A 20,305-nucleotide genomic window follows, 5' to 3' on the forward strand; every position below is an offset into this window, starting at 1 on the left:
GCCCCGTTGGTCGTCAGCTCGTCGGCTCGTCAGCTCGTCCAGCGGTACCGGCGCTCCGGCCGGCCCGTGCCTCCGTAGCGCAGGGTCACCTCGGCCCGGCCCGTTCCGGCGAAGTACTCCAGATAGCGGCGCGCGCTCACCCGGGACAGTGCCCCCGCCTCGGCGCACTCCGACGCGGACAGGCCACCGGGGTGCCTGCGCAGGGTGCGTTCCACCAGGTCGGCCGTGGGGGCGGCCAGGCCCTTCGGCAGCTCGCGCGAACCGGGCGGCCGGGTGCCGAAGATCTGGTCGACGTCCTCCTGGCGGGCCTCCCCCAGCCCGTCCAGGCGGGCGCGCAGCGAGGCGACATGGCGCAGCTGCTCCTGGAGGGCGGACCGGCTGAACGGCTTGATCAGATAGTGCAGCGCCCCCGCCCGCAGCGCCGCCCGGATCACTCCCGCGTCCCGTGCGGCCGTGATGAACAGGGCGTCCGCGCTGGGGCGCGAGGCATCCCGCTCCTCCGCCGCGCGCAGCGCGCGCAACACCCCGATCCCATCCATATCGGGCAGATAGATGTCCAACAGCACCAGATCGGGGCGCAGTCGCTCGGCGGCCCGCAGGGCGTCGGTGCCGTTGTGCGCCACCCCGACGACCGCGAAGCCGTCCATGGCGGACACGTAGCGGCTGTGCAGTTTCGCGACCATGAAGTCGTCGTCCACCACCAGCACTGTTGTCACGCCGCCACGCTAGGCGGCGACCGCAACGACCACAACGACCGTTGATACCGGAAGCGAGACAGCTTGTTCACGCGCAGGCAACATGTGGCCCACTTCACAGCGAAAGGCGGAACCTGTGCGACTGCGCACTCTCCTCGCCCTGTTCGGGGCCGCGTTGCTGGTGGTGGTGGGACCACCCCTGCTGTCCACCGGTGACGGCGCCGACACCGGCACCCATATTCCCGGGCTCCGCTTCATGGTTCCCAACAGTCCCGGCGGCGGCTACGACATCACGGCACGCACCCTGGCCAAGAACGCCGAGGACGCCGGACTCACGCACAACATCGAGGTGTTCAACCTGCCGGGCGCGGGTGGCACGGTCGGCCTGACCCGGCTCGTGGGGGAGCACGGCAACGGCAAGCTCGCGCTCTCCATGGGACTCGGCGTGGTCGGAGCCGTCCACACCAACAAGTCCCCCAGCACGCTGGCCGACACCACCCCGATCGCCCGGCTCACCGAGGAGCCGGACATCGTCGTCGTCGCCAAGGACTCCCCGTACCGCTCCATCGCCGGCCTGCTCGCGGCCTGGAAGAAGGACCCGGCCCGCGTCCCGGTCGGCGGCGGCTCCTCGCCCGGCGGTCCGGACCACCTCGCCCCGATGCTCATGGCACAGGCGGCCGGGATCGCCCCGAGGACGGTCAACTACATCCCGTTCGACGGCGGCGGCGAACTCCTCGCCTCCATCCTCGGCGACAAGGTCGGCTTCGGGGTGTCCGGCCTCGGCGAGTACCGCGACCAGATCGAGGCGGGCGAGCTGCGGCTGCTCGCCGTGACCGGCCCGAAGCGGGTGCCCGGCCTCGACGCCCCCACCCTGCGCGAAGCCGGACTCGACACGGAGTTCACCAACTGGCGCGGCATCGTCGCCCCACCCGGCCTCTCGCAGACCGAACGCGACAAGCTCACCGGCCTGGTCCGCGAACTCCACGGCTCGAAGCAGTGGAAGGAGTCGATGGAGAAGAACGGCTGGGACGACGCCCTCCTGATCGGCGCACCGTTCGGCGACTTCCTCGACGAGCAGAACCAGCGCGTCGCCACCGTTCTCAAGGAGCTGGGGTTGTGACCACGGAACCCACCGGACCCACTGGCTCCACTGAACCCACCGCATCCGCACCCTCCGGACCCGCGGGCTCCACCGGCTCCACGGGCCGGGCCGACGCCGCGCAGGAGCGGAGCGGCGCCCTCTCCTGGCTGCGCGAGCACTCCGAACTCGGCGTCTGCGTACTGCTGTTCGCGCTCGGTGTGCTCGTGCTCACCGACGCCTTCACCATGAGCGTCGACATCGCCCAGCGCGGTCCCGTCGGCCCCCGGACCGTCCCCTTCGTCATCGGCGGTCTGTTCCTGCTCATCGCGGTCCTGCTCGCCCGCGACGTCCTGCGCGGCGGACGCGGCGAGGCGGAGGGCGGCGAGGACGTCGACCTCGGCGAACCGGCCGACTGGCGCACCGTCCTCCTGCTCGCCGGGGTCTTCCTCGGCGCCGCCGTCCTGATCGACCCCCTCGGCTTCCCGATCGCCGGGGCGCTCCTCTTCTGGGGCTCCGCCTACGCGCTCGGCAGCCGGCACCACGGCCGTGACCCGCTCATCGCTGCCGGGATCTCCCTCGCCACCTACTTCGTCTTCGATAACCTGCTCGGTGTCCCCCTTCCGGGCGGCCCGCTGATGGGGGTGCTCTGACCGATGGATTCCCTCAACTCCCTCATCGACGGCTTCGGTACCGCACTCACCCCGATGAACCTGCTGTGGGCCGCGATAGGCGTCCTGCTCGGCACCGCGATCGGCGTGCTCCCCGGCATCGGCCCGGCGATGGCCGTGGCGCTGTTGCTCCCGGTGACCTACGGGCTCGATCCGACCGGCGCGTTCATCATGTTCGCCGGGATCTACTACGGGGCCATGTTCGGCGGCTCCACGACCTCGATCCTCCTCAACACCCCCGGCGAGAGCGCCGCCGTGGTCGCCGCGATCGAGGGCAACCCGATGGCGAAGGCCGGACGCGGGGCCCAGGCCCTCGCCGCCGCGGCCATCGGTCACTTCGCGGGCGGCATGATCGGCACGATCCTGCTGGTCGTCCTCGCCCCGACCGTCGCATCCCTCGCCATCGGCATCGGCGCCCCCGACTACTTCGCCATCATGGTGCTGGCCTTCATCGCCGTGACCTCCGTCCTCGGCGCGTCCCGCATCCGCGGCATCGCCTCGCTGCTCATCGGCCTCACCATCGGACTGGTCGGCCTCGACCAAATGACCGGCCAGCAGCGCCTGACCTTCGGCTCGCTCCAACTGGCCGACGGCGTCGACGTGGTCATCGTCGCGGTCGGGCTCTTCGCGATCGGCGAGGCCCTCTGGGTCGCCGCCCACCTGCGCCGTTCCGCCGTGCGGCCCATCCCCGTCGGCCGGCCCTGGCTCGGCCGGGACGACCTGAGGCGCACCTGGAAGCCCTGGCTGCGCGGCCCCGTCATCGGCTTCCCCTTCGGGGCGATCCCGGCGGGCGGCGCGGAGATCCCCACCTTCCTCAGCTACGTCACCGAGAAGCGGCTCTCCAAGCACCGCGACCAGTTCGGCAAGGGGGCCATCGAGGGGGTCGCCGGTCCGGAGGCCGCCGCCTCCGCCTCGGCCGCCGGGACCCTCGTCTCGATGCTCACCCTCGGGCTGCCCACCACCGCCGTCGCGGCCGTGATGCTGGCCGCCTTCCAGCAGTACGGAATCCAGCCCGGCCCCCTGCTGTTCGAACGCGAACCGGAGCTGGTCTGGGGCCTCATCGCCTCCCTCTTCGTCGGCATGGTGCTGCTGCTCGCTCTCAACCTGCCGCTCGCCCCCCTCTGGGCGAAGCTCCTGCGAATCCCGCGCCCCTATCTGTACGCGGGCATCCTCTTCTTCGCCGCCGTCGGCGCGTACGCGGTCGGCGGCGAGTCCCTCGACCTGGTGATCCTCCTGGTCATCGGGCTGATCGGGTTCGGGATGCGGCGCTACGGGCTGCCGGTGCTGCCCGCCGTCATCGGGGTGATCCTCGGCCCGGCCGCCGAACAGCAGCTGCGCCGCGCGCTCCAGATCAGTGACGGGAGCGTGTCCGGCCTGGTCAACACCCCGTTCTCCGTCACCGTCTACGCCATCGTGGTGCTGATCGTGGCCTGGCCGCTGATCGGCCGGCTGGTCCGGCGACCGCGCGGTGGCCGGAAAACGGCAGAGGAGTCCCGCACTGTCAGTGGCGGCTGAGAGCATCGGCTCCATGACCACGATCGACTGGGACGCGGCTGCCGGATCCTTCGACGAGGAGCCCGACCACGGGCTCCTCGACCCCGCGGTGCGCGACGCCTGGGCCGGGCGGCTGGAGAGCTGGCTGCCCGCCACCCGCGGCGATGTGCTGGATCTGGGGTGCGGCACCGGCAGCCTCTCCCTGCTCGCCGTGGGCCAGGGCCACCGCGTCACCGCCGTCGACCGCTCGCCCCGGATGGCCGAACGGGCCCGTGCCAAGCTCGCCGGGACCGGTGCGGAGGTCCTCGTCGGGGACGCCGCCCGGCCCCCGGTCGGCGAGCGGGCGTTCGACGTCGTCGTGGCCCGGCACGTCGTCTGGCTGCTGCCCGACCAGGCGGCGGCCCTGGCGCACTGGTTCGGCCTGCTGAAGCCGGGCGGGCGGCTCGTCCTGATCGAGGGGGTGTGGGGCGGCGCCGGCCTGTCCGCCACCGCGCTCACCGCCCTGCTCTCCGCGCACACCGAACGCGTCCACCACGAGGACCTGGCCCCCGACACCCGGCTGTGGGGCAAGGAGGTCGACGACGAGCGCTACGCGCTGGTCGCCCGCGCCATGCCCTCGCACCGGCACAGCGAGGTCGTCGACGTCCACCTGGTCCTGCGCCGCGGCCCGGACGTCCTGCTGGCCCGCCGCTCCAACACCGGATACGCGGACGGACTCCTCCACATGCCCTCCGGCCACGCGGAGGACGGCGAGGACGTCCGCGAGGCGATGATCCGGGAGGCCGCCGAGGAGATCGGCCTCGACCTGGAGCCCGAGGAGCTGCGGGTGGCCCTCGTGATGCAGCACCGGGGCCCCGGCGGCGCGGCGCGCATGGGCTGGTTCTTCGTCGCGGACTACGACCCGGCCCGTCCGCCGCGCAACGCGGAGCCGGAGAAGTGCTCCGAGCTGGCCTGGTTCCCGCTGGCCGCACTGCCCGACGACATGGTCGCGTACTGCCGTGCGGGCCTGGACGGGTACCGGGCGGGCGAGCACTTCATGATCCACTGGCATCGGGACGGGGAGCCGATCGCGTATGTGCCGGGCGGCGCCCGCCGGGCCGTCCCGCTGCCCGCCGCGGAGGAGACCACCGGGCGAGTGCACCACATCGAGCTGTGGGTGGCGGACCTGGCGGAGGCGGAGCGCGGTTGGGGCTGGCTGCTGGGCCGGCTCGGCCATGTCCCGTACCAGCACTGGTCCCACGGCCGGAGCTGGCGGCGCGGCGACACCTACGTCGTGCTCGAACAGTCGCCCGACCTGATCGGCGGCGGTCACGACCGCCGCCGCCCCGGGCTCAACCACCTGGCGTTCCACGTCGCGGACCGGGCCGTCCTCGACGCGTTGACGGCCGAGGCCCCGGCGTACGGCTGGCGGTTGCTGTTCCCCGACCGCCACCCGTACGCGGGCGGCGAGGGGCACCACGCCGCCTACCTGGAGGACCCGGCGGGGCACGAGGTGGAGCTCGTCGCCGACTCCCGGCCCCGGCCCTGAGCCGCCCGGCGTGCGAGCGCCCCGGGGCCTGACGGGACGGTCAGCCGAGCAGGCCGGCCAGACCCTCGGTCCGGGCCAGGCGTTCCAGCTCGTCCAGAGCCGCCACCGCCGCCCGGGCAGCCGCCGGATCGTGCCCGGCCAGGCCGCTCTCCTCGAACTCGTCCTCGTCCAGCCGCAGGACCGTCGCGGCGTCGGCCGACACCCACAGGTCCAGGTCCAGGTCCTCGACCGCCAGCACCCCGTCCGCGAGCACGGCGGGCCGGGTGATGTCGCAGTACCAGCCCTTGAGCGTGCCGTCGCCGGTGCGGACCTCCTTCACCGCGAACCACCGGTCCCTCCAGTAGTGCTCGGTGAGGACGTCCCCGGGCTCGAACCGGACGAAGCCGAAGTCCCGCACGCCGGGAGCGGCCCACGGGGCCCGGACGGTGATGCGGACGCCGTCGTCCCGGACCAGCTCCGCCGGATACTTGATCTTGGTGCGACCCGCCTTGCTCAGGGCGACGACCAGGCCCTTCGTACGGCCCGGGCGGGGCTCAGGGGAGCGTGCGGACATGGCGGACCTCCGTCGCGCGGATCGTGTAGCCGAACCACTGATTGACGGCCAGCATCGGGCCGTTGCCGGTGTCGTTGGAGGTGTAGGCGTCCGTGTATCCGGCGGCCCGCGCCCGGTGCAGCGAGTCGTTCTTCACCAGCTTCGCCAGGCCCCGCCCCCGGAAGTCCCGCAGAGTGCCGGTCATGGCGCTCAGATACGTCCGAAGCCCGTCGGTGGTGGCCGCGCTGAACGCCGCCACCCTCCCGTCCACCAGCGCCACCGAGGTGAGCCCCTGGTCGAAGGCCGGGTGCCGCCAGACGGTCGTCAGCCAGTCCTCGTAATCGCCCAGCTCGGAGGTGATGTCGCCCGGCTCGTCCGCCGTCACCTCGGCGTCCGCCTCGAACAGCGGCCGGGGATCGTCCGCGAAGTCGGACCCGGGCCGCAGCTCGACGCCCGCCGGGAGCTCCTGACGCGGCGGCAGGGCCCCGCCCGCGAGATCGAGGTGCTGGAAGTGCGCGGAGCGGCTGGGCCGGTAGCCCCGCCTACGGGCGAACTCCAGGCTCTCCGGGTCGTCCAGCACCCACGCGTACACGACCGTGGCCCCGGCCTCGGCCAGGTGCTCCTCCGCCGTGCGCAGCAGCAGCGAGCCCGCGCCGCGTCGGCCGCGGCCGGGCAGCGTCTGCGGCGTGAAGTACCCCTGCCCCGGCTCCGGACTCTCGTGGGCGATGCCCGCCTGCGCCGTGGCGATGATCTCGCCGTCCTCCTCGGCGACCAGCAGCCGGTAGTGCCGGTCCGGATGGGCGTGGGCCAGGTCGTGGACGACCTGTTCGGGGGTGGCCACCATCCAGGGGACCGAGGCCCGGCGGGCACGGGTCCACGCCTCCGCGTCGGACGGCCGGAAGTCGCGCACGATCACAGTCATGTGGTGGACCGTATGCGCAGCCGCGCCCGGGACGCCTCCCCTTTTTCCGCCGGTGGGGGAGAATCGGCCTGTGACTGAGAAGATCGTCCTCGACCCCGACTCCGGCATCGCTCCGTACGAGCAACTGCGCACCCGGCTCTCCGAGCTGGCCCGCTCCGGCGCGCTGCCGGTCGGCCACCGGCTCCCGACCGTACGCGGCTTCGCCGAGGAGCTGGGCCTCGCCGCCAACACCGTCGCGAAGGCATACCGGGCCCTGGAGGCGGACGGGGTGATCGAGACGAGGGGCCGCAACGGAACCTTCGTCGCGGCCGCGGGGGGAGCGGCGGAGCAGCGGGCCGCGGCCGCCGCCCAGCTCTACGCCATGACCGCCGAGCGGCTCGGTCTCACCCGGCAGCAGGCCCTGGCGCTGGCCGAGGACGCGGTGCGCGCCGCCTACCGGGACTGATCACGTGCGGGCCGGGGCGGCAGGGTGCGCGCCGCCCACGGGGACGCGGCCCCCGTGGCCGGGGAGCGGCTACAGGTACAGCCCGGCGTCGGCCCCCGCGCCCTGCTGCGGCACCGAGGCGGGGCCGATGCCCCGGCGCAGGGCGTACAGCTCGGCGAGGGAGTTGCCCTCCCGGCCCACCCCTTCCTCCGTGCCGAGCCAGGCCGCCGACTCCTGACGGGTCAGCGGGCCCACCTCGATCCTGGCCAGACAGCGGCCCGGCCGCACGACCGCCGGGTGCAGCCGCTCCAGGTCCTCGTTGGTGGTGACCCCCACCAGCACGTTGCGGCCCTGGCCCAGCAGACCGTCCGTCAGGTTCAGCAGGCGGGAGAGGGCCTGGCCCGCCGTGTGCTTGGCCTCGCCGCGGATCAGCTCGTCGCAGTCCTCCAGGAGCAGCAGCCGCCACCGGCCCTTGGCCGTGCCGTCGTCCTCGCCGATCGCGATGTCCATCAGATAGCCGACGTCGTTGAAGAGCCGCTCGGGGTCCAGGACGCAGTCGACCTGGCACCAGTCGCGCCAGGAGCGCGCCAGGGTGCGCAGCGCGGACGTCTTGCCGGTGCCGGGCGGGCCGTGCAGCAGGAGCAGCCGGCCCGCGATGTCGTCCGGGGTCACCTTCATCAGCCGGCCCATGGCCTCGGCCACCGGGGCGGTGTAGTTGGGGCGGACCTCGTCCCAGCTTCCGGCGGTGATCCGGCGGGTGGTGCGGTACGGGCCGCGGCGCGGGGAGACGTACCAGAAGCCCATGGTCACGTTGTCGGGCTGGGGTTCCGGCTCGTCCTGGGCCCCGTCCGTGGCCAGGCCGAGGACCTCCTCCGCGAGTTCGGCGCTGGTCGCGGTGACGGTGACGTCCGCGCCCCGGTTCCACCGGGAGGCCAGCAGGGTCCAGCCCTCGCCCTCGGCGAGCGTCGCGCTGCGGTCGTCGTCCCGGGCGGTCCGCAGCACCGTGGCGTCCGGCGGGAGCAGTGTCGCCCCGGCCTTGACCCGGTCGAGGGAGGAACTGTGCGAGTACGGCTGCTCGCCCGTCGCGAAGCGGCCGAGGAAGAGCGCGTCGACGACGTCGGACGGTGAATCGCTGTCGTCGACGGTGAGCCGGATCGGCAGAGCGGATTCGGGGGAGTCGGGCATGGCGCCCATGATCCGGCACGGAGGCACCCCGTGCACCCGGGTTTCACAGGCTCGCGGGGCCGGGGAACCGACGGGGCGACAGCGGCGCGTCAAGGAGCGCGCGTTGAACTCCCGGGGGCGGGCGGGAGCACGCCGTCCCTATTTTTGGCATGAACACTTCCGGTGGGGTGTGAGTGCTGCTACTACGGAGTAGGCAGTCATCCCCTGCTCAAGGAGGTCCCATGAAAATGTCCAGACTCGTGGCGTTCTCGTCCTCTCTCCTGCTCGGCGCCGCCCTCGCCCTCACCGGTGCCGGGGTCGCGAACGCCGACTCGTCCGCCGCGGCCGTCGATTACGTCGCCCTCGGCGACTCCTACTCCTCCGGCGTCGGGGCCGGCAGCTACGACGGCTCCAGCTGCAAGCGCAGCAGCCGTGCCCACCCCGCCCTCTGGGCGGCCGCCAACTCCCCCTCCTCGTTCCACTTCGCCGCCTGTTCCGGCGCCCGGACCGCAGACGTCACGAGCGGTCAGCTCGGCCGGCTGAACTCCTCGACCGATCTGGTCTCGATCTCCATCGGCGGCAACGACGCGGGCTTCGCCGACGTCATGACGACCTGTGTCCTTCAGTCCGAGGCCACCTGTCTCGACCGGATCGCCACCGCCCGCGCCTTCGTCGACTCCACCCTCCCCGGCCGGCTCGACTCCGTGTACACGGCCATCCGCTCCAAGGCCCCCTCCGCACAGGTCGTCGTCCTCGGCTACCCCCGCTTCTACCAGCTCGGCGGCGGCTGCTTCGCCGGTCTGAGCGAGAAGGAGCGCTCCGCCATCAACGGGGCGTCCGACCACCTCAACACGGCCACCGCCAAGCGGGCGGCGGACCACGGCTTCACCTTCGGCGACGTCAGGACGACCTTCGCCGGGCACGAGATCTGCTCGGGGAACGCCTGGCTGCACAGCGTGAACTGGCTCAACATCGGTGAGTCCTACCACCCGACCGCCGCCGGACAGTCGGGCGGCTACCTCCCCGTCCTCAACGCCGCTCTCTGACCGGAGACCCGCTCTCTCCGGCCGGAGGCTCGGCTCTCCGGCCGGGGCTCCTCCCGAACCGAGTGATTCAAGCCGAACTGTCCGTAGTCGCCCGGGAATCGCGCGGATTCAGTGACGGCGCGTCAACCTCCGTATGCGTGTGCGCCATCGCGTGGCCGGGATGCACGGGTGTCACCGCGGGACGATAGGGTTAACCTGCCCGGACCGGGTGCCCTCGTACGGGTGGGGAGTGACATGGAACAGATAACGGTGCGAAGCAGGCCGCGTGTGCCTGCCATCACATGCGGGAGCGGTGCGACCAGTACGCGCCTCGACCGCCATCTCGCGGTGCTCGGCGGCCCTGTCGTCCCGCAGCGCGAGTCGGCGGAAGCGACCCTGCTGATGCGTGAGCTGACCTCGCGTGATGCCGCGCACACCCGCCGGAGCAGGAGCGCACGCGTGTCGCTCTTCGCGCCGCTGCGGCGACTGCGGCGCTCACTCTTCGGCAGCCGCCGCTGACCCACGGCCCGGCACCGCACGTCTGGACCGGCCCACCGCTCGGGGCGGCTCAGGCGATCACTCCGTCCCGGCGCAGCACCGATGTCTGCCCGTCCGTCATCCCCAGGGCTCGCAGCAGCGCATCAGTGTGTTCGCCCAGCGCCGGTACGGCACCCATCCGAGCCTCCTCGCTCCCCGGCAGGGTGATCGGCGGGAGCAGCGCCCGCAACGGCCCCACCGGTGACTCCACTTCCCGCCACCGGTCCCGTGCCGCGAGCTGCGGATGCGCCGCCACATCAGCCACCGTGTTCAGCCGGGCGCAGGCGATGCCCGCCGCCTCCAGCCCGGCCAGCGCCTCCGCCCCCGTCAGACCCGCCAGCGCGCGGCCCACCGCCTCATCGGTGCGCTCCCGGTTCGCGGTGCGTGCCGCGTTCGTCGCGAAATCGGGATCGTCGGCCAACTCGGGCCGTCCCAGCACCTGTTCCGTCAGCCGCCGCCACTCCCGGTCGTTCTGCACGGACAGCAGCACCTGCTCGCCGTCGGCCGTGGAGAAGGCGTCATAGGGGGCGATCACCGAGTGCGCGAGACCGGTCCGCGCCGGGGCGGCCGAGCCGTGCGTCCCCTGGTGCAGTGGATGACCCATCCACTCGGCCAGGGCGTCCAGCATGGAGACCTCGACCGGTCCGCCCCGCCCGGTGGTCGCCCGCCGCAGCAGGGCCGCGAGCACCCCGGAGAACGCGTACATCGCCGCAGCGATGTCGGCCGCCGGAATGCCCGCCTTCACCGGCTGCTCCGCCGTCCCCGTCACCGAGACCAGCCCGGCCTCGCACTGCACGAGCATGTCGTACGCCCGCTTGTGCGCGTACGGCCCGGCCGCCCCGTAACCGGAGATGTCGACCGCCACCAGCCGTGGGTGCGCCGCGCAGAGCGAGGCGGCGTCGAGCCCGAGCCGGGCAGCCGCCCCCTGGGCCAGGTTCTGTACGAACACATCCGCGCCGGCCACGAGTTCACGGACGACCGCGAGACCGCGCGGATCCTTGAGATCGACGGCGAGGGACTCCTTGCCGCGGTTGCACCAGACGAAGTGCGAGGCGAGTCCGCGCGCCGCCGTGTCGTAGCCGCGCGCGAAGTCGCCGCCGTCCGGGCGCTCCACCTTGATGACCCTGGCTCCGAGGTCGGCGAGCTGCCGGGTGGCGAAGGGGGCGGCGACCGCCTGCTCGACGGCCACGACGGTGACGCCGTCCAGGGGAAGAGGGGATGTGTTCATGACCTGTGCATACCCGCTGACCGCCCCCCTCCGCCACCTCCGGGCCCTTCCACGCCCGCTACAGCAGTGCGAACTGCCCCTCCGGGCCCTCCTCCTGGAACCCGAGCACCGACGCGGGGCGCCGTGCCGAGGGCGGGACCGGCAGCACCCCCGCCGCCCGCAGCTCGGCGGGCTCGATCAGCGGCCCCGCCTCCAGCCGGGCGCACAGTTCGTCCCGGGACCCCGCCGTGCCGTCCAGCAACGCCAGTACGGTGATGAGCTCCAACAGCTCCGAGGTCCACTCCCGGGGCCAGCCGCGCGCGCCGACCGCCTCCAGACCGTCCGGGACCGTACCGTCCGGGGCGCGGCCCGCCGCAGCGGCGGCCCGGCGCCCGAACCAGAGCTCCAGCATCCGCACGCCGCCCACCGTGAACCCCCAGGCCGCCGCGGACACCGGCGAGATCCGGCCATCGTCGACGAGCAGCGCTTCGCTCGCGGCGTCGTGGACCAGCTCTGCGGGGCGGGCCGGCAGAGCGGCCCGCACATAGGGCCTGCGTCCGCCCGGCAGCCGGGGGCGCTCCCCGCCCCGGGCCCCGCGCGACTGGATGCGCAGCAGCTCACGGCCGAGCGCCACCCCCGAGGACCACACCTCCGCGTCGGCCGGCAACGCGACCCGGGGCCCGGTGGCGGAGGGCCGGGCGGCGGCCAGCACCCAGGCCAGCACCGCCTCCGGGGTGAACGCGTCCGGCTCGGCCCCGCCGAGCCGCTCGCGCAGCAGGCGCGGGAGTCCCGGCGCCAGGTTGGGTTCCGTGCCGCCGGGCCTGCGGTAGAGCGGCCGGATCCGGCCGGGCCGCCCGGCGGGGGAGTGCCCGTCCGGCAGCAGCGCGGTCACGGACAGGGCGGGGCCGGGGTCCTCGGGAGTGGAGCCGTGTTCGACCGCGAAGAGCTGCCGCCCGTCGGCCACCCGCCACAGCTCCGGACGGGCCGCGTCGATCAGCCGGTGGTCGGGGAGCAGCCACTGCTCGTCGTAGGGGCCGTGCAGGATGCGTACGGGGTCGGGGCAGGGACCCGGAGTCCGGGCGAAGCGTCCCGTTCCGGCGGACCGGCCCGGCAGGGCGGCGACCGAGGAGCGCGGCGTACGGGAGCGGGTGGACGCGAACAGCCGCTCCTGCTCGGCTGGGCCGGCCCCGGCCAGCCGTTCCCAGCGGGCCCGGAGCGCCGCGGGGTCGGGTCCGCTCACCCAGGCGCGGCCGGTTCGGAGCGGCCGTACGGACCAGGGCATCAGCTCGTCCAACGAGAAGGAGACGTCCCGCGGCGAGGACTCCGCGGCCCCGTCGTCCCCGGCCGTCGCCGCCGTTCCGCGCGCTGCCACCGAGCCGTCCTCCCCTGTCCGCCGACCGCCGTGACCCCTTCGCATCGTATCGGCGGGCGGCGTCCCCGCGGGGCGGGCCGTCAGTGGGCCTCCACCGTCACGGAGAAGGAGAACCGGTCGCCCCGGTAGCGGATCCGGGCCACGTCCACCACGCGCCCCTCCTCGTCGTACGTCACGCCGGTGTAGTGCAGGATCGGGCTGAGCAGCGGGACCTGGAGCAGTTCGGCGGTGACGGGGTCGGCGAGCCGGGCCTCCACCGTGTCGGTGATCCGGGAGATCCTCACCCCGACGACGTCGCGCAGGACCTTGGTCATCGGCCAGCGTTCCAGGTCGGCCACGTCGATCCGGGCGGCGACGTCGGGGCGCACCGCGTTCTCCGCCCAGTTGGTGGGCTCGTCGCTCTCGCCGTCGCGGCGCAGCCGCCGGTAGCAGGTCACCTCGGCGCAGTCCGGGAAGAACTCGGCGAGATCGCCGGGCACCGCTGTCGGACCGTGGCCGAGAACGGTCGTGGCCTCCCCGGACTGCTGGGCCACGATCGCGTCGACCGAGCCCAGCAGCCGGACCGGGGAGACCCGCCGGGCGCGCGGCTCGATGAACGTGCCGCGCCGCCGGTGCCGGCTGATCAGCCCCTCCGCCTCCAGCTCCTTCAGCGCCTGCCGCATCGTGAGCACGCTGACTCCGTAGTGCGCGGCGAGCTGCTCCTCGGTGGGCAGCCGGGCGGAGGCGTCCTGCGGGCGGCCCAGCACGGAGGCGCGCAGGGACTGGGAGACCTGGTACCAGAGCGGCAGCTTCCGGTTCAGGACGAGGGAGTCGGGGGCGAAGGCGGGCGGATGCTGCGGCGCCGGCTCCGCCCGGGCGTCCGCACCGGACCCGGCCGGGGTGTTCCCGGTGGTGTCCCCCCGGGCGTCCGCCCCGGCCTTTCCGCGGCTCTCTGTCACGTCGTCCCGTCCCCGTCCCCTCCGGCCTTCCGCCGTCTACGGCCGGAAGTTGCGGCTCAGACCCTGCCACACGTCGTCGTAGCCGCGCTGCAGGTGGTCGGCGGCAGCCGCCTGGGCGGTCGCCGTGACCGGCCAGCGGGTCTCGAACATGAAGGCCAGGCCGTCGTCGATCTTCTGGGGCTTCAGCTCCGCCGCGCTCGCCCGGTCGAAGGTCTCCCGGTCCGGTCCGTGCGCGGACATCATGTTGTGCAGGGAGCCGCCGCCGGGGACGAAGCCGTCCGCCTTCGCGTCGTACGCCCCCTCGATCAGGCCCATGTACTCGCTCATCACGTTGCGGTGGAAGTACGGCGGGCGGAAGGTGTCCTCACCGACCAGCCAGCGCGGTGCGAAGACGACGAAGTCCACCCCGGCCAGCCCCGGGGTCTCGGACGGCGAGGTCAGCACGGTGAAGATCGACGGGTCGGGGTGGTCGTAGCTGATCGTGCCGATCACGTTGAACCGGCGCAGGTCGTAGACGTACGGCGTGTGGTTGCCGTGCCAGGCCACCACGTCGAGCGGCGAGTGGTCGTAGGTCGCCGACCAGAGGTTCCCGCAGAACTTGTTGACCACCTCGACCGGGCCCTCGTGGCCCTCGTACGCGGCGACGGGCGCGAGGAAGTCCCGGGCGTTCGCCAGGCCGTTGGCGCCGATCGGGCCGAGGTCCGGCAGCGCGAAGGGGCGGCCGTAGTTCTCGCAGACGTATCCGCGCGCCGTCTCCTCCAGCAGCTCCACCCGGAAGCGGATCCCGCGCGGGATCAGCGCGACATGGCCCGGTTCGGCGCGGAGCAGGCCCAGTTCGGTGCGCAGCAGCAGTCCGCCGCTCTCCGGGACGATCAACAGCTCACCGTCGGAGTCGCTGAACACGCGGTCCGTCATGGAGGAGTCGGCGTGGTAGAGGTGGATCGCCATCCCGGCGCGCTGCGCGGCGTCGCCGTTGCCGCCGAGGGTCCACAGGCCGCTCAGGAAGTCCGTGCCGGGCGCGGGGTCGGGGAGCGGGTTCCAGCGCAGCCGGTTCGGGTCCGGCACGGTCTCGGTGAAGGGCGCCGAGCGCAGAGTGCCGTTGTCGGTGCGGGTGAACGCCGGGTGGGCTGCCGAGGGGCGGATCCGGTAGAGCCAGGAGCGGCGGTTGTCCGCGCGCGGCTCGGTGAAGGCGGAGCCGCTCAGCTGCTCCGCGTACAGCCCGAGCGGGGCGCGCTGGGGGGAGTTGCGGCCGTGCGGCAGCGCCCCGGGAACCGCCTCCGAGCTGTGCTCGTTGCCGAAGCCGGAGGAATACGTCAGCCCGTCGGCCGTCTTCCTCGCCTGGTCGATCGCGCTCATCCCGCACTCCCGGTGCCCAAGAGAATCCTCTGATCCGCCGGACGGCGAATCCTATGCACTACCGTAGGAATAGGAGCGGGGCACGTCAACGGCATACATCGCGCCATTCGCGGCGTGTCCGGGGAGAGGAGAGCCCCCGGGAGGCCGGCGGGCCGGGGGCGCTGCCGTTCACCGGGCCGAGGGGCACGGCATCATGGGGCCCGTGATCCACCTCAACCCGCATCTCCGTCGCGCCCCCGTGCAGCAGCGAAGCGCCGACCGCCTGGCCCGGATACTCGACTCCTGCGCCGGTCTCCTCGACGAAACCGGCTACGAGCAGCTCACCACCCGGGCCGTCGCCGAGCGTGCCGAAGTGCCGATCGGCTCCGTCTACCGGTTCTTCCCCAACAAGCGCGCGCTCGTGGACGCCCTCGCGCTGCGCAATCTGAACACCTACGCCGACCGCATCGCCGACCGGCTCGCGGCCCTGCCAGCCGCGGACTGGCGTGCCGCCATCGACGCGGTGCTGGACGAGTACCTGGCGATGAAGCGGAGCGTCCCCGGCTTCGCGCTCGTCGACTTCGGGCCGCCGCTTCCCGTCGAGGGCGCGGCCGACGACGCCAACCGGCGTCTGGCGGACCGGCTGGCCGCACTGCTCTCCGGCCACCTCGGCCGCCGGGCCGACGAGGGGCTGTCCCGGGTGATCCTGGTGAGCGTCGAGGCCGCCGACGCGCTGCTCCAACTCGCCTTCCGCACCGAAGCGTCGGGGGACGCGGCCATCATCGCCGAGACCCGGACCCTGGTCCGCTCCTACCTCGCCCAGACGCTCGACTGAACGGAGCCCCTGGCCGGGGGCTCCGTTCGCCCGCTTCCGCTTCTCCTCGGCGCAACACCTCCCCAGCGTGCGTACCGGTCGGTATGCTCAACCCGGCCGGGTGCCAGCCCGGCCCATGTCCGCGCGCCGCCGCCGCAGCCGCCCCGGGGAGGGCCCATGTCCCACGACTCCCGCACCGCACCGCGTATCTGCCCCCTCTGCGAGGCCACCTGCGGCCTCACCCTCACCATCGAGGGGACCACCGTCACCGGTGCGCGCGGAGACCGCGACGACATCTTCAGCCGGGGCTTCATCTGCCCCAAGGGAGCTTCCTTCGGAGGGCTCGACGCCGACCCCGACCGGCTGCGCGTCCCCCTGGTGCGCGGTGAGGACGGGGAGCTGCGCGAGGCCGCCTGGAGCGAGGCGTTCGATCTGATCGCCGCCCGGATGCCGGACCTGCTGAAGGCCCACGGGCCGAGCGCCGTCGGTGTGGTCCTCGGCAACCCCAACGTGCACACCATGGCGGGCTCCCTCTACCCGCCCCTGCTGCTCGCCGCTCTGCGCACCCGCAACGTGTTCACCGCGAGCACGCTGGACCAGATGCCCAAGCACGTCTCCAGCGGCCTGCTCTTCGGGGACGCGCACGCCATCCCCGTACCGGACCTCGACCGCACCGACCACCTCCTGCTGATCGGCGCCAACCCGCTGGAGTCCAACGGCAGTCTCTGCACCGCCCCCGACTTCCCGGGCCGGCTCAAGGCCCTGCGCAGTCGCGGCGGCACCCTCACCGTCATCGACCCGCGCCGCACCCGCACCGCCCGCCTCGCCGACCGGCACGTCGCGATCCGGCCTGGCGCGGACGCACTCCTGCTGGCCGCGCTCGCGCGCACCCTCCTGGCGGAGAAGCTCGCCGACCCCGGTCCGCTCGCGGAACACCTGGAGGGCCTCGACGAACTCGCCACCGCCCTGGTGGACTTCACCCCGGAGGCCGTCGCCGCCGCCTGCGACGTGGACGCCGAAACCATCACCGCCATCGCCCGCGAACTCGCCGCCGCCCCCACCGCGGCCGTCTACGGGCGCATCGGCAGCTGCACCGTCGAGCACGGCACCCTCGCCAGCTGGCTGGTGGACGTCCTCAACATCCTCACCGGCAACCTCGACCGTCCCGGCGGCGCGCTGTTCCCGCTCTCCGCCACCGCGCGCGCCCCCCGCGCCGCCGGCCCGGGCAAAGGCTTCGCGCTGGGCCGCTGGTCGAGCCGGGTATCCGGACATCCCGAGGCCAAGGGCGAGCTGCCGATGGCCGCCCTCGCCGAGGAGATCGACACCCCGGGCGAGGGCCGCATCCGCGCCCTGGTGGTCATCGCGGCCAACCCCGTGCTCTCCGCGCCCGACGGCGACCGGCTGGACGCGGCCCTCGCCGACGGGCTCGACTTCATGGTCAGCGTCGACCCGTACCTCAACGAGACCTCCCGGCACGCCGATGTCGTCCTGCCCCCGCCGCCGCCCTCGCAGAGCGCCCACTTCGACTTCGCGTTCAACTCCTTCGCCGTGCACAACCAGGTCCGCTACACCCCTGCCGCCGTTCCCCTGGAGGACGGGCGGATGGACGAGAGCGAGATCCATGCCCGCCTCGTCCTCGCGGTGAGCGGCATGCACGGCGCGCCGCCCTCCGCCGTGGACGACCTGGCCATCGACGCCGCGCTCACCCGGGCCGCGGCCCCGAAGGAGCTGGCCGCCGGACTGACCGGCGCGGACGGGCCCGAACGGCGCCTGGACCTGATGCTGCGCCTCGGCCCGTACGGGCTGACGCTGGAGCAGCTCCTCGCCCACCCGCACGGCATCGACCTCGGCCCGCTGAAGCCCCGCGTCCCCGAGGTCCTGCGCACCCGCTCCGGCCGCATCGAACTGCTCCCGGAGCCGATCGCCGCCGACCTGCCGCGCCTGCGCCGGGCGCTCGGCGGCCGGCCCGCCCCGCTCGTCCTCGTCGGCCGCCGCCATCTGCGCTCCAACAACAGCTGGATGCACAACGTCGGCTCGCTCGCCGGCGGGTCCAACGTCTGCACCCTCCAGATCCACCCCGACGACGCGGCCCGCCTCGGACTCGTGGACGGGGCCACCGCCCGGATCGAGGCGTCGGGCGGCGGGATCGAGGCCCCCGCCGAGATCACCGACACCGTGCGCAGCGGGGTGGTGAGCCTGCCGCACGGGTGGGGCCACAGCCGTCCCGGCACCCGCATGGCGGTCGCCGCCGCCCACCCGGGGGCGAACGTGAACCAACTGCTCGACGGCACGCTCCTGGATCCGCTGTCCGGCACCGCCGTCCTGAACGCCATCGCGGTCTCCGTGACCCCCGCTCTTTGACATCACCGTGTTGACCTGGGGTTTTGCTCGTATTGCTCACACGTCGACATCTTGTTAACGCCGCGAGAGCGCCCCTAACGTCATCCGGACCGCCGAGACCGGTGGGAGTTCAAGGATGAACGTTAGGTATCCCCATGCTGACAATCCTCGGCTTCGCCATGATCGCGACCTTCCTGGTCCTGATCATGACGAAGAAGATGTCGCCGATCGCGGCGCTGGTACTGATCCCCGCACTGTTCTGTGTCGCCGTCGGACAGGGAGCGCGGCTCGGCGACTACGTCATCGAAGGCGTCGGCAACCTCGCGCCCACCGCCGCCATGCTGATGTTCGCCATCGTCTACTTCGGCGTGATGATCGACGTCGGCCTGTTCGACCCGGTCGTCCGGGGCATCCTGAGGTTCTGCCGGGCCGACCCGATGCGCATCGTCGTCGGTACGGCGGTGCTCGCCGCGATCGTCTCGCTCGACGGCGACGGCTCCACCACCTTCATGATCACCGTCTCGGCGATGTATCCCCTCTACAAGCGCCTCAAGATGAGCCTGGTCGTCATGACCGGCGTCGCGGCCACCGCCAACGGCGTCATGAACACCCTCCCCTGGGGCGGCCCCACCGCCCGTGCCGCCACCGCCCTCGAGCTGGACGCCTCCGAGATCTTCGTGCCGATGATCCCGGCGCTGGCCATGGGGCTGCTCGCCGTGTTCGTGCTGGCGTACGTCCTCGGTCTCCGGGAGCGCAAGCGCCTGGGGACGCTCACGCTCGACGAGGCGCTCGCGCGGGAGCCGGAGACCGTGGCCGCCGGGGCGGGCGGCGCCGGGGCGGGCGGCGCCGGCGGCGAGGACAGCCTCCGCAAGGCCGCCTCCGGCTCGGCGGGTGGTACGGAGACCGACGCCGACACCGGCCCCGAGGACGCGGACGGGGACGACGACGCGTTCCAGGGCCTCGACCCGAACCGGTCCACCCTGCGCCCGAAGCTCTACTGGTTCAACGCCGGACTCACCGCCGCCCTCCTGACCGCGATGATCATGGCACTGATGCCGATCCCGGTGCTCTTCCTGCTCGGGGCGGCCCTCGCGCTCACCGTCAACTTCCCCCACATGCCCGACCAGCGGGCCCGCATCGCCGCGCACGCCGACAACGTCCTCAACGTCTCCGGCATGGTCTTCGCCGCCGCCGTCTTCACCGGAGTCCTCACCGGCACCGGCATGGTCGAGAACATGGCCGACTGGGTCGTCGGCGCGGTCCCCGACGCGATGGGCCCGCACATGGCCATCGTCACCGGCCTGCTCAGCCTGCCGCTCACCTACTTCATGTCCAACGACGGCTTCTACTTCGGCGTCCTGCCCGTCCTCGCCGAGGCCGGCGCGGCCCACGGGGTGTCGCCGCTGGAGATCGCGCGTGCCTCCCTGGCCGGCCAGGCCCTGCACATGTCCTCCCCGCTCGTGCCCGCCGTGTACGTCCTCGTCGGCATGGCGAAGGTCGAGTTCGGCGACCACACCCGCTTCACCGTCAAGTGGGCCGTGCTCACCTCGCTCGTGGTGCTCGGGGCGGGCATCGTCTTCGGCATCATGTGAGGACACCCGGACCACGGGCCGGCCCCGGGCGGGGCCCGGCCCGGCTCAGCGCCCCGTCGAGCCGTCGATCAGCTCGCGGAGGATGTCCGCGTGACCGGCGTGGCGGCCGGTCTCCTCGATCATGTGCGTGAGGGCCCACCGGGTGCTGGGAGCGGGGTCCTCCGGCCGCCGGCGGGGCACCGGCGCGCCGGGACCGGTGCACGTGTCGAGTACGTCATTGGCCTCCGCGACCGCCTCCCGGTAGCGGGCGACGACCTCGGCCACGCCGTCCGCGGGGGCGGCGTGGAAGGTCGCCGGCCAGTCGGCGACCCGCTCCCCGAGGAACAGGGACCGTTCGACGGACGTCAGATGGTTGAGCAGGCCGAGCAGATTCGTGCCCGAGGGCGCCCCGGCGGTGCGGACCTCCGGTTCCGGGGCCCCCTCGACCTTCGCGGCGACGGAGTCGCGCAGGTAGTCGAGGAAGCCGCGCAGTACCTCGGTCTCGCTGCCCCCGGTCCGGGGCGGCGGGGTGTCCCGGCGGCGTCGGGGGCGGGGTGCGACGGTCATGGTGGCTCCGTAAGGTGTTAGGCGGCCCGGGAGGGCCGGATGTGGCTGATGGTGTCTTGCCATTTGTGGCTCCCAAGGAGTGGCCGTCCGG

The 20,305-nt window shown here is 73.2% G+C and carries 19 protein-coding genes; 10 read left to right on the forward strand and 9 right to left on the reverse strand.

Annotated elements, in window-relative coordinates; all coding sequences use genetic code 11:
* Positions 1-29 precede the first annotated feature (29 nt).
* On the reverse strand, positions 30-716 hold the full coding sequence (locus tag ACIQMU_RS29700) for a response regulator (protein ID WP_352243751.1): 687 nt from the start codon (positions 714-716) through the stop codon (positions 30-32).
* A gap of 115 nt (positions 717-831) precedes the next feature.
* On the opposite strand from ACIQMU_RS29700, the gene ACIQMU_RS29705 reads away from it, so the two are divergent.
* The 4 genes from ACIQMU_RS29705 to ACIQMU_RS29720 are packed head-to-tail and all read left to right on the forward strand — an operon-like array spanning position 832 to position 5,466.
* Positions 832-1,815 carry a tripartite tricarboxylate transporter substrate-binding protein gene (locus tag ACIQMU_RS29705; RefSeq protein ID WP_352243752.1) on the forward strand — a complete coding sequence of 328 codons (984 nt, stop codon included), beginning with the start codon at positions 832-834 and terminating at the stop codon, positions 1,813-1,815.
* On the forward strand, positions 1,812-2,426 hold the full coding sequence (locus ACIQMU_RS29710) for a tripartite tricarboxylate transporter TctB family protein (RefSeq protein ID WP_402690087.1): 615 nt from the start codon (positions 1,812-1,814) through the stop codon (positions 2,424-2,426). The genes ACIQMU_RS29705 and ACIQMU_RS29710 overlap by 4 nt, the downstream gene beginning before the upstream one ends.
* 3 nt (positions 2,427-2,429) lie before the next feature.
* Positions 2,430-3,959 carry a tripartite tricarboxylate transporter permease gene (locus ACIQMU_RS29715; RefSeq protein ID WP_352243754.1) on the forward strand — a complete coding sequence of 510 codons (1,530 nt, stop codon included), beginning with the start codon at positions 2,430-2,432 and terminating at the stop codon, positions 3,957-3,959.
* A 13-nt stretch (positions 3,960-3,972) separates the two neighbouring features.
* Positions 3,973-5,466 (forward strand): trifunctional class I SAM-dependent methyltransferase/NUDIX hydrolase/VOC family protein, encoded by a 1,494-nt coding sequence (locus ACIQMU_RS29720; RefSeq protein ID WP_352243756.1) that lies wholly within the window; start codon positions 3,973-3,975, stop codon positions 5,464-5,466.
* Between the two features lie 40 nt (positions 5,467-5,506).
* On the opposite strand, the gene ACIQMU_RS29725 is transcribed toward ACIQMU_RS29720, so the two are convergent.
* The gene (locus ACIQMU_RS29725) at positions 5,507-6,019 is read right to left on the reverse strand and encodes a DUF402 domain-containing protein (RefSeq protein ID WP_352243757.1); all 513 of its coding nucleotides are present in this window, start codon (positions 6,017-6,019) and stop codon (positions 5,507-5,509) included.
* Positions 6,000-6,920: a GNAT family N-acetyltransferase gene (locus ACIQMU_RS29730; RefSeq protein WP_352243758.1), complete on the reverse strand. Its 921-nt coding sequence runs from the start codon at positions 6,918-6,920 to the stop codon at positions 6,000-6,002. Before ACIQMU_RS29730 ends, ACIQMU_RS29725 begins: the two co-directional genes overlap by 20 nt.
* Positions 6,921-6,990: 70 nt before the next feature.
* On the opposite strand from ACIQMU_RS29730, the gene ACIQMU_RS29735 reads away from it, so the two are divergent.
* On the forward strand, positions 6,991-7,365 hold the full coding sequence (locus tag ACIQMU_RS29735; RefSeq protein WP_352243759.1) for a GntR family transcriptional regulator: 375 nt from the start codon (positions 6,991-6,993) through the stop codon (positions 7,363-7,365).
* Positions 7,366-7,434: 69 nt separating this feature from the next.
* Here the strand turns inward: ACIQMU_RS29735 and ACIQMU_RS29740 are convergent, their stop codons facing one another.
* A complete protein-coding gene (locus ACIQMU_RS29740; RefSeq protein WP_352243760.1) occupies positions 7,435-8,529 on the reverse strand; it encodes a DUF5925 domain-containing protein in 1,095 nt (364 codons plus the stop codon).
* Positions 8,530-8,750: 221 nt separating this feature from the next.
* Here ACIQMU_RS29740 and ACIQMU_RS29745 point away from each other — a divergent pair, with 221 nt between their 5' ends.
* Both ACIQMU_RS29745 and ACIQMU_RS29750 read left to right on the forward strand, forming a co-directional pair.
* Positions 8,751-9,554 (forward strand): SGNH/GDSL hydrolase family protein, encoded by an 804-nt coding sequence (locus tag ACIQMU_RS29745; protein WP_402690088.1) that lies wholly within the window; start codon positions 8,751-8,753, stop codon positions 9,552-9,554.
* Between the two features lie 234 nt (positions 9,555-9,788).
* Positions 9,789-10,052, forward strand: a complete 264-nt coding sequence (locus tag ACIQMU_RS29750) for a hypothetical protein (RefSeq protein WP_003970092.1) — start codon at positions 9,789-9,791, stop codon at positions 10,050-10,052.
* Between the two features lie 49 nt (positions 10,053-10,101).
* Here ACIQMU_RS29750 and ACIQMU_RS29755 read toward each other — a convergent pair whose 3' ends face one another.
* The 4 genes from ACIQMU_RS29755 to hmgA all read right to left on the reverse strand — a co-directional run bounded on the left by ACIQMU_RS29755 (position 10,102) and on the right by hmgA (position 14,943).
* Entirely contained in the window at positions 10,102-11,298 is a 1,197-nt protein-coding gene (locus ACIQMU_RS29755) for a CaiB/BaiF CoA-transferase family protein (protein WP_352243762.1), read from the reverse strand.
* Between the two features lie 58 nt (positions 11,299-11,356).
* Complete coding sequence (locus tag ACIQMU_RS29760; protein WP_352243763.1) at positions 11,357-12,649, reverse strand: type ISP restriction/modification enzyme; 1,293 nt, start codon at positions 12,647-12,649, stop codon at positions 11,357-11,359.
* Between the two features lie 80 nt (positions 12,650-12,729).
* Positions 12,730-13,587: a GntR family transcriptional regulator gene (locus ACIQMU_RS29765; RefSeq protein WP_352243764.1), complete on the reverse strand. Its 858-nt coding sequence runs from the start codon at positions 13,585-13,587 to the stop codon at positions 12,730-12,732.
* A 36-nt stretch (positions 13,588-13,623) separates the two neighbouring features.
* The gene (gene hmgA / locus ACIQMU_RS29770) at positions 13,624-14,943 is read right to left on the reverse strand and encodes a homogentisate 1,2-dioxygenase (protein WP_402690089.1); all 1,320 of its coding nucleotides are present in this window, start codon (positions 14,941-14,943) and stop codon (positions 13,624-13,626) included.
* A 193-nt stretch (positions 14,944-15,136) separates the two neighbouring features.
* Here hmgA and ACIQMU_RS29775 point away from each other — a divergent pair, with 193 nt between their 5' ends.
* The 3 genes from ACIQMU_RS29775 (at position 15,137) to ACIQMU_RS29785 (ending at position 19,668) form a co-directional block, all read left to right on the forward strand.
* Positions 15,137-15,757, forward strand: a complete 621-nt coding sequence (locus tag ACIQMU_RS29775) for a TetR family transcriptional regulator (RefSeq protein WP_402690090.1) — start codon at positions 15,137-15,139, stop codon at positions 15,755-15,757.
* Positions 15,758-15,913: 156 nt separating this feature from the next.
* Entirely contained in the window at positions 15,914-18,097 is a 2,184-nt protein-coding gene (locus ACIQMU_RS29780; protein WP_402690091.1) for a molybdopterin-dependent oxidoreductase, read from the forward strand.
* A 134-nt stretch (positions 18,098-18,231) separates the two neighbouring features.
* Positions 18,232-19,668, forward strand: a complete 1,437-nt coding sequence (locus ACIQMU_RS29785; protein ID WP_352243768.1) for a citrate:proton symporter — start codon at positions 18,232-18,234, stop codon at positions 19,666-19,668.
* 45 nt (positions 19,669-19,713) lie between these two features.
* On the opposite strand, the gene ACIQMU_RS29790 is transcribed toward ACIQMU_RS29785, so the two are convergent.
* Positions 19,714-20,214, reverse strand: a complete 501-nt coding sequence (locus ACIQMU_RS29790; RefSeq protein ID WP_352243769.1) for a DinB family protein — start codon at positions 20,212-20,214, stop codon at positions 19,714-19,716.
* Between the last annotated feature and the right edge of the window lie 91 nt (positions 20,215-20,305).

Source organism: Streptomyces sp. NPDC091649, from assembly GCF_044756785.1.
Classification (GTDB): Bacteria; Actinomycetota; Actinomycetes; order Streptomycetales; family Streptomycetaceae; genus Streptomyces.

Bases quoted from the DNA above. Each gene is read 5' to 3' on its own strand.
- ACIQMU_RS29715 (WP_352243754.1), top strand. From the start codon at position 2,430: ATGGATTCCCTCAACTCCCTCATCGACGGCTTCGGTACCGCACTCACC.
- ACIQMU_RS29720 (WP_352243756.1), top strand. From the start codon at position 3,973: ATGACCACGATCGACTGGGACGCGGCTGCCGGATCCTTCGACGAGGAG.
- ACIQMU_RS29725 (WP_352243757.1), bottom strand. From the start codon at position 6,019: ATGTCCGCACGCTCCCCTGAGCCCCGCCCGGGCCGTACGAAGGGCCTG.
- ACIQMU_RS29730 (WP_352243758.1), bottom strand. From the start codon at position 6,920: ATGACTGTGATCGTGCGCGACTTCCGGCCGTCCGACGCGGAGGCGTGG.
- ACIQMU_RS29740 (WP_352243760.1), bottom strand. From the start codon at position 8,529: ATGCCCGACTCCCCCGAATCCGCTCTGCCGATCCGGCTCACCGTCGAC.
- ACIQMU_RS29745 (WP_402690088.1), top strand. From the start codon at position 8,751: ATGAAAATGTCCAGACTCGTGGCGTTCTCGTCCTCTCTCCTGCTCGGC.
- ACIQMU_RS29750 (WP_003970092.1), top strand. From the start codon at position 9,789: ATGGAACAGATAACGGTGCGAAGCAGGCCGCGTGTGCCTGCCATCACA.
- ACIQMU_RS29755 (WP_352243762.1), bottom strand. From the start codon at position 11,298: ATGAACACATCCCCTCTTCCCCTGGACGGCGTCACCGTCGTGGCCGTC.
- hmgA (WP_402690089.1), bottom strand. From the start codon at position 14,943: ATGAGCGCGATCGACCAGGCGAGGAAGACGGCCGACGGGCTGACGTAT.
- ACIQMU_RS29775 (WP_402690090.1), top strand. From the start codon at position 15,137: ATGGGGCCCGTGATCCACCTCAACCCGCATCTCCGTCGCGCCCCCGTG.
- ACIQMU_RS29780 (WP_402690091.1), top strand. From the start codon at position 15,914: ATGTCCCACGACTCCCGCACCGCACCGCGTATCTGCCCCCTCTGCGAG.
- ACIQMU_RS29785 (WP_352243768.1), top strand. From the start codon at position 18,232: ATGCTGACAATCCTCGGCTTCGCCATGATCGCGACCTTCCTGGTCCTG.
- ACIQMU_RS29790 (WP_352243769.1), bottom strand. From the start codon at position 20,214: ATGACCGTCGCACCCCGCCCCCGACGCCGCCGGGACACCCCGCCGCCC.